Raw genomic sequence first — 7,191 nt, forward strand, 5'->3', positions numbered from 1 at the left:
TCGAAGACGCACCGTCTTGCGATGCTCCTCAGGATCAGGGCGTCGTTGCACGACGCGTCTCCCTGCGACAATCTGCATCGTTAAACTTTTTATGCAGGAACGGTGCGGACGTCACGGCATTGAGCTTTCATTCGGGTCACAGCGAAGAGAATTGGCGATGAATAAACTGCTTCTTGCGATTGCGGCGTTGGCATGTGTCGGTGTTGCAACTCCGGCGATGGCCGAACGTGTCATCATCAAGGAAGGGCCCGGCTATCACCATCACCGGCATTTTCGCCCGTACAACAGGATGGATTGCCGCAGAGTTACGATACGAGAGCGTCGACCGAACGGTACCTTGATCGTAAAGCACATTCGGCGGTGTCGTTAACCGGATCACTTCAGCGCAGAGCGCAGCAGGTTATTCGATCACCTCGTCGGCGCGAGCCAAGAGGGTCGGCGACAGTTGGATGCCGAGCGCTTTCGCGACCTTTTGATTGATGACCAGCTCGAATTTGGTCGGCTGTTCGACCGGGATGTCGGCGGGCTTCGATCCGCGAAGAATCCTGTCGACGTAGTCGCCGGCACGTCGGAACATGTCCACGGTATTAGGTCCATACGAAACGAGGCCGTCGGCTTCGACGTATTCGCGAAAGCCGTGCATCGTTGGCAAGTGCTCGCCGATGGCAAGGGCGTTGATGCGAGCACGGTTGGTGTTAGCGATCGGATTTGGGAGAACATAGAGAGCCTCAGCTCTACGTTTCAGTCCCGCAAGCGCGGGCGCGATATCGTCCGCGCTGTGCAATTCCAGTGTGAGGGCTTCGAGACCGAGCGCCTTGGAAGCCACCTCTACCTTATGCTGCTCCAACACAGTCCCGAGATTGCCGAGCTCGGCCAAAATCGCAAAGCGGCGGAGGTCAGGAACGATCTCTCGCAGCAATTCAAGCCGCTTTGTCGCGACGTCAACCCCTTGGGTCGACAGTCCCGTGACATTTCCTCCCGGTCGAGCCAGGCTCGCAACCATGCCGTCACCGATCGGATCTGCGGCGATTGTGAAAACGATGGGAATGGCCGAAGTCACTTTCTTCGCCGCTAGTGCGACGCTACCCGTTGAAACGATCACGTTTGTCTTCAGCCGAACGAATTCGGCCGCAATCTCGGGGTAGCGCTCGCTGTGTCCTTCCGCCCAGCGATATTCGATGGAGATCGTCTTTCCCTCGACCCAGCCGAGCTCGTGCAGTCGCTGCAAAAACGCCGCGGTCCAGTGGCTCCATCCTGAGGGCGAACCCGCGCCGAGAAAGCCGACAGTCGGCAGCCTGGTCGCTTGCTGCGCTCGAACGGCGAATGGCATTGCAGCTGCCGCAGCGCCCAGAACAGCGAGAAATCGCCGTCGCTTCATGCTTACTCCCCTGGGTTAGCGCGTCTCTACTCAATCACCTTGTCGGCACGGCCGAGCAGCGACATTGGAACGGTAATGCCGAGCGCCTTGGCCGTTTTGAGGTTGACGATCAACTCAACGGTCGTGGACTGCTGCACGGGCAGGTCCCCGGGCCGCTCGCCTTTGAGAATTCTGCCCGTGTAGATGCCAGCCCATCGATATGATTCCTTGATGCTGCCACCATAGCTCAAGAGGCCGCCGGCGTCCGCGAACTCGTCGTACTGGTAAATCGCAGGCACCCCATAACGGAGCGAGAGTTCGGCGAGCAGTTGGCTCTTGCTGTTGAATAGAGCGTCAACTCCGATCACCAGCACGCCGGCTTTCAACCGCGCAAATCCGGCGAAAGCCGCGTCGATCTCCGCGTCGGTGGCGGCCCGCAGCACATGAAGCTTTAGCCCAAGAGGTACGGCCGCCGCCTGCGCGTCGTGCGTTACTGTGGTGGCGCGCAAAGCATCGTTAGGATTGACGAGGAACGCGATCGAGGTGGCGCCAGGTATCAGCTCATGTGCCAACTCCAGCCGCTTCGGTCCAATTTCCACATTGAGCTGAGTTACGCCGGTAGTGTTGCCTCCGGGGCGGCTCAAATTCGGGACGAGGCCGATTTTGACTGGGTCGCTGGCTGTCGTGAAGACAATTGGAATCCTGCTGGTTGCTGCCTTTGCCGCCAGATTGGCTGGCGTATTGGCCACAATCACCGAAACCTCACGGCCTACCAGATCGGCGGCCATCCCAGGTAGCCGGTCATAGTGTCCCTCCGCCCAGCGAAATTCGATCATCAGGTTCTCGCCCTCGACATAGCCTCGTTCCTTGAGCCCCGCGCGAAACGCGGCGACATGGTGCTCGTAGCCGTCCGGTGAGGCTACGTTTAAGAAACCGACTACAGGCTTCACTGCTGGCTGCGCGCGCGCCACAAGCGGCAAAGCGGCAGCGCTACCAAGTAGCGCTATGAAATCGCGGCGCCTCATTCGATCACCTCGTCGGCGAACTGCTGAAGTTGCAGCGCCACGTTAAGGCCGAGCGCCCTCGCCGTCTTCAGATTGAGGACCAACTCGAGTTTGGTTGGCTGCTGTATGGGCAATTCAGCCGGCGTTGCGCCTTTGAGGATTTTGTCGAGATAAGTTGCAGTGGCGCGAGACATACCACGCAAGTTTACGCCGTAAGAGACAAGGCCGCCAAGGTCTACTGCTTCCCGCGCGGCATACATGGCCGGCAGGTGATTGTCCGCTGCGAAGGTTACGATACGCGAGTACTGGCTGAATAACATCGGACTAGGAAATACAATGAGAGCATCAGCATGCTCTGCCGCCATGGCTGCGAAGGCGTTGTCCAGATCGACCGGACGGTCCGCCGGCACAAAATGAAGTTGGGTTCCGAGCGATTGGGCGGCACTATCGATCTCCTTCAACATGCCCGCCATGGTGCGCTCGCCATATGCACGGGGATGCCACAGCACCGCCACGCGAGAAAGCCCCGTGACCATCTCCTTGAGCAGTTGTAACCGTTTGGAAACCAGCTCGGGGCCGAGAAATGTAGTCCCCGTTACATTGCCTTCTGGCCACCCCAGACTAGAAGCAAGCCCATCTTCGACCGGATCGGCCATTCCTATACCGACAATCGGGATCGTCGAACTCGCTCGCCTCGAGGCGCGGACGGCGGGCGTGCTCAGGGCAACAATGGCATCAACACGTTGCTCGACCAATTGCTGCGCTAGCTCGTCTAGCTTGTTGGCGTCGCCATCGGCGAATCTCCGATCAAATGCGATATTCTGCTGTTCGGTATAGCCAAGCTCGCGCATCCCCGAAAGGAATGCATCGATCGTCGCCAGACTTGCGTCGGACTTGTCGCCGCGGCCAAATGATAGGACACCTATCCGACGCTTCTTCGTGTGCTGGGCAGGGGCGGCGAGCGGCCAGACAGCGACTGCGCTGCCGGACAGTGTGATGAACTCGCGCCGTCGCATCTGACCTCGCCCAGGGCATCCCTCGCACTGCCAAACAATAGCACCCTAGAACACTGGGCGATGGACAAACCGCGATCTACCGGTTCGAACGCTAGTTAGGATGAATGTGTCCTTCGGGTCCATTTTCGGCAGTCGCCATATTGGTATACTTCCGCTTTGACCCCGATAGCCGATTGAACCTTGTTCGGCACGTCCGAAAACTGCCAATAAGCGACCTAAGCCAATTTCTGCAATCGCTGGTCGATTTCTTGACGCAGCAGGCCGAACTCGAGAGGCTTAGGCAGCAAACCGGCTGCCCCGAGCTCGGTTGCCTTCTTCTTGGTAGCATCGTCCGCGTAGGCTGTAATCATGATCACCGGCACATTGGGACGTTCCGCCTTTACCTTTGGAAGCATCTCAAGCCCTGTCATCCCGGGCATGTTGACGTCTGAGAGGATCAGGATCAGCGACGGATCAGGGATCGCTTTCACCTGCTCTAAAGCGGCCTGCCCAGACACAGCAAATTCCATGCGGAAACGCCCCGAACGCAGATCCCGCCGGAAATTCTGCCGGAACATGCTTTCGACGTCAGGCTCGTCATCGACGACGACAATGTACGTACTCAATTTGCGCTCCGGTCGGCGGACGTTGTAGGCGGCAGCGTGACTACAAATTCCGTGAATGCGCCGGGTTCACTCTCCCACTTGCACATTGCGGCATGTCCTTCACGATGATGTTCGAGAAACAGCTTGAAGAGCGAAGGTTCAATTCGCGCTGCGCCGCTTCAATTTGTGCTATATGCAGCAACACGCCTATGTATCACTTCATCGGCACGCCGGCGCCCGGCAGTTCACTTTGAAATCGTCGAGCTCAATTTTTTGCCCACTCCTCAATCGGCAGCTCCACAAACACCAGCCAGCCGGGTCCGGCGACGCGGGTATTAACTACCGCAACCTCGTGATCGTTCATGTCACGCGCCATGCGGACCGACCCTGTCGAAGGGATGGTGCGAGCCTCCTGCACCTGGGCAAGAGATGACACATCTCGCAGAGACTTAGCCACGCTAAGATCTGGATGCGCGATGATACGACCCTGGGTGTCAACAACATAAGCGACGCCGTGATCGCCAACCTTGGTTTGTTGCACAACGTCCCACATTGGCTTGAGATTGAGTTCAACGATGCTTACGCCAGCTAACCACGAACCGGCCATTCCCAGTGTCATGTAAGGCTCCGACTCGCGACGCATGTAGACCGGCCCGTAATAGATCTTTTTTGCTACTGTCTCTGTGAATTTCGCGTCCTTGGAGTAGTCGGTGCCGCTGCCAACCACGTCCATGGCCAAGCGCGATACCTTGAGATACTCCTTGCCTTCGCGATCAAGTTGCGACAGCTCGGTGACGGCAGGCGTCTGTCGGAGCAGCCGCAGCGCGTCGACACGACGCTGGTCGATCGAAGCTGCCGTCGTTGGCAGCTGCGTTGTCCAAGCGACTTGGTTCTGACTCTCGTTGATGAACTGAGTAAGCTTGTCCGCGATGCGCTCAGCCTGCATGAGCAGAAGTTGGGTTCGTAAAGCCCGGATGTCCGGCTGCCCATTGGCTTGGAGCAATTGGGGATCTACGGATGTTTCCTGGTGCGAAGTCTTGCCGACGAAGTCGAGCTTAGGCGGAGCGACTTCGGCCGCACAAACAGCGAAGCCGACGCCGAGGCAGCCCAAGGCCAACGCCCACACCCGAGCGTGTCTGGTTTTCCTCTGCAGCATATTGTGGATCCTTTGCTCCAGGAATGATTTCGATCCGTAGCTAGCCATTATCGTGGCGTAACTTGCACACTGCCTTTCACCGACGGCGATCAGAGTCTCGCTATACCGTGCAACAGGGTAGCCGAGGCTCAGGACCCGGGCATCACAATCGATTTCGATGGCCAAACGGAGCCGCCGCAGTTGCCACCAGAGCACTAGGTTCCAGGGCATGCAGGCGAGAAGGCAGACAGCGATTGTCAGCAGTTGGGCGTCGTACGCGCCGAGATGGGACCGTTCATGCGCGATCACCAATTCTTGCTCGTCGGGAGATAATTTTGTCAGCCAGCGCGGCACGACAATTTGTGGACGTAAAAACCCGACAACCGCGGGACCGCAATCCTCCGATATGTAGACGGTCGTTCCGGCAATATGACCGCGGTCCCAACGACGTCGTTTCCACGCCAGATGGGCGCCACTGGCGAGGATAACCAGGGCGAGACCAATGGAAGCGATACGCCAGGTCCACTCCAAGAGCGTGGACACTCCATTAGATAATGCAGTTTGATCGGTGCCAATGATCGGCAACGTGAACCGCGACAGTTCAATTGCTGTCGTTTGCGGGGGCGTGAGTATTTCGGATGTCTGCGGGGGCGTGAGTATTTCGGAAGATGTCGATCGGTCGGTTTGAATCATTCCCGGAATCTGCACCGACACCTCGGAAGGGATGAAGAGGATCGCGAGCGAAGCAGCCATACACGTAGCCCAGAGCCAGCGCGCCGGCCTTCGTCGAATCTGCGCCGAGCGTTCAAGCGCGAGGGTGGCCAAACCCATCAGCAAAGTCACGACGACGGAATAAAGCATCCAGGACAACATTTAGGTCTCCCCTGTGTCCGACTTGCTTTCCAGAAGTTTGCGCATGTTTAGGATCTGCTTTTCACTGAGCCTCTGATCCGAAACCAGATGGACGAAGAGCAATTCGGCCGACCCCTTGAAGAGCTTGCGTGTCAGGTGCCGCAGGGCGCTTTTTTGCGCGGCCGTTTGCTTTACGGCGGCGAAATATCGATGGCCACGGCCCTCCGGCGCACGCTTCACATATCCCTTACCTTCGAGCGTCCGTAGGATAGTTAGCACGGTGGTGTACGCCAGTTCGTCTCTGAGTGCCGCTCGAACTTCACCGACAAGCGACGGCCCGCGCTCCCAAAGTACCTCCATGACGTCGATTTCTCGATCCGTGAACTGGACGTCCATCCCATCGCTCCTACTAAGGCCGTAGTAGATAATGTCGCGTCCCCTATGAACTGTCAACTATGAGTATAGTAGTAGGTCGCAAAAAGTGGCGGTATGGGGTTGGCACCCACAAGGGCTGAAAACCAGCTTCGGTACAAAAAGGAAGTCGTCGGCCAGCGCTGGCACTTCGCTTGCCTCCGGAAGCAGACATCGCTCGCGCTGCTCGACATTTCCGAAATGTGTAAAAGCGACAAGGCCGCTTACTCGATCACCTGATCGGCGCAATTAAGAAGGGTCGCCCGGAATGTGATATGTCGAACCCTTTCTCGAGTTCTTCAGCAGTTGTGATTTCTATGATCTTGGGGGGACGATTGTAGACGCTTGGCTCCGCCTGTCGTCAGCTAAGCGTTTTATTCGGCCGGGTCAAAAGGAATGGCTTCAATAATGCTGACAGGTGAGGCGGTGGGGATAACACGTAACAGACAAAAACCAGCTGAGCTGAGCAGTTCACGATACTCGTCCTCGGTGCGCTCACGCCCGCCGGCATAAGCCAGCATCAACAGATCCAGCATCTTGGCAAAGGAGGGCGCGTTTGGAGACGGAACAACCAGCTCGATCAACAACAGGCGTCCGGCTTTCGGTATCGAACGTCGGCAATTGCTCAGGATATTGCGCGCATCGGTATCTGCCCAGTCGTGAATGACTTTCTTCAGTATGTAGATATCCGCTCCGGCCGGAACGAAATCAAAGAAATCACCTGCAGCCAACTGACAGCGATCCGACAAACCGTGTCGCTCCAATAAAGTCCCGGCAGTATCAATGACGTGTCGCATGTCGAGCGGCGTGCCACGCAAATGAGAGTTTGCCA

Annotated in this window: 7 protein-coding genes; all 7 read right to left on the bottom strand. The window is 57.4% G+C overall.

Annotated elements, in window-relative coordinates; translation table 11 throughout:
• Positions 1 to 400: 400 nt before the first annotated feature.
• On the bottom strand, positions 401 to 1,378 hold the full coding sequence (locus VJV58_RS00570; RefSeq protein ID WP_324135360.1) for an ABC transporter substrate-binding protein: 978 nt from the start codon (positions 1,376 to 1,378) through the stop codon (positions 401 to 403).
• A 26-nt stretch (positions 1,379 to 1,404) separates the two neighbouring features.
• Positions 1,405 to 2,382, bottom strand: coding sequence for an ABC transporter substrate-binding protein (locus tag VJV58_RS00575; protein ID WP_324135361.1), 978 nt, complete (start codon positions 2,380 to 2,382; stop codon positions 1,405 to 1,407).
• A complete protein-coding gene (locus VJV58_RS00580; RefSeq protein WP_324135362.1) occupies positions 2,379 to 3,212 on the bottom strand; it encodes an ABC transporter substrate-binding protein in 834 nt (277 codons plus the stop codon). The genes VJV58_RS00575 and VJV58_RS00580 overlap by 4 nt, the downstream gene beginning before the upstream one ends.
• A 380-nt stretch (positions 3,213 to 3,592) precedes the next feature.
• Positions 3,593 to 3,982 (bottom strand): response regulator, encoded by a 390-nt coding sequence (locus VJV58_RS00585; RefSeq protein ID WP_324135363.1) that lies wholly within the window; start codon positions 3,980 to 3,982, stop codon positions 3,593 to 3,595.
• Between the two features lie 244 nt (positions 3,983 to 4,226).
• Positions 4,227 to 5,969, bottom strand: coding sequence for a M56 family metallopeptidase (locus VJV58_RS00590; RefSeq protein ID WP_324135364.1), 1,743 nt, complete (start codon positions 5,967 to 5,969; stop codon positions 4,227 to 4,229).
• Positions 5,970 to 6,344: a BlaI/MecI/CopY family transcriptional regulator gene (locus tag VJV58_RS00595; RefSeq protein ID WP_324135365.1), complete on the bottom strand. Its 375-nt coding sequence runs from the start codon at positions 6,342 to 6,344 to the stop codon at positions 5,970 to 5,972.
• 389 nt (positions 6,345 to 6,733) lie between these two features.
• Positions 6,734 to 7,191: methyltransferase (locus tag VJV58_RS00600; RefSeq protein WP_324135366.1), on the bottom strand; the 458-nt coding region annotated here is incomplete at its 5' end.

The sequence above is a fragment of the Bradyrhizobium sp. genome (assembly GCF_035273305.1).
Classification (GTDB): Bacteria; Pseudomonadota; Alphaproteobacteria; order Rhizobiales; family Xanthobacteraceae; genus Bradyrhizobium.

Bases quoted from the DNA above. Each gene is read 5' to 3' on its own strand.
- VJV58_RS00590 (WP_324135364.1), bottom strand. From the start codon at position 5,969: ATGTTGTCCTGGATGCTTTATTCCGTCGTCGTGACTTTGCTGATGGGT.
- VJV58_RS00575 (WP_324135361.1), bottom strand. From the start codon at position 2,382: ATGAGGCGCCGCGATTTCATAGCGCTACTTGGTAGCGCTGCCGCTTTG.
- VJV58_RS00595 (WP_324135365.1), bottom strand. From the start codon at position 6,344: ATGGACGTCCAGTTCACGGATCGAGAAATCGACGTCATGGAGGTACTT.
- VJV58_RS00580 (WP_324135362.1), bottom strand. From the start codon at position 3,212: ATGCGCGAGCTTGGCTATACCGAACAGCAGAATATCGCATTTGATCGG.
- VJV58_RS00570 (WP_324135360.1), bottom strand. From the start codon at position 1,378: ATGAAGCGACGGCGATTTCTCGCTGTTCTGGGCGCTGCGGCAGCTGCA.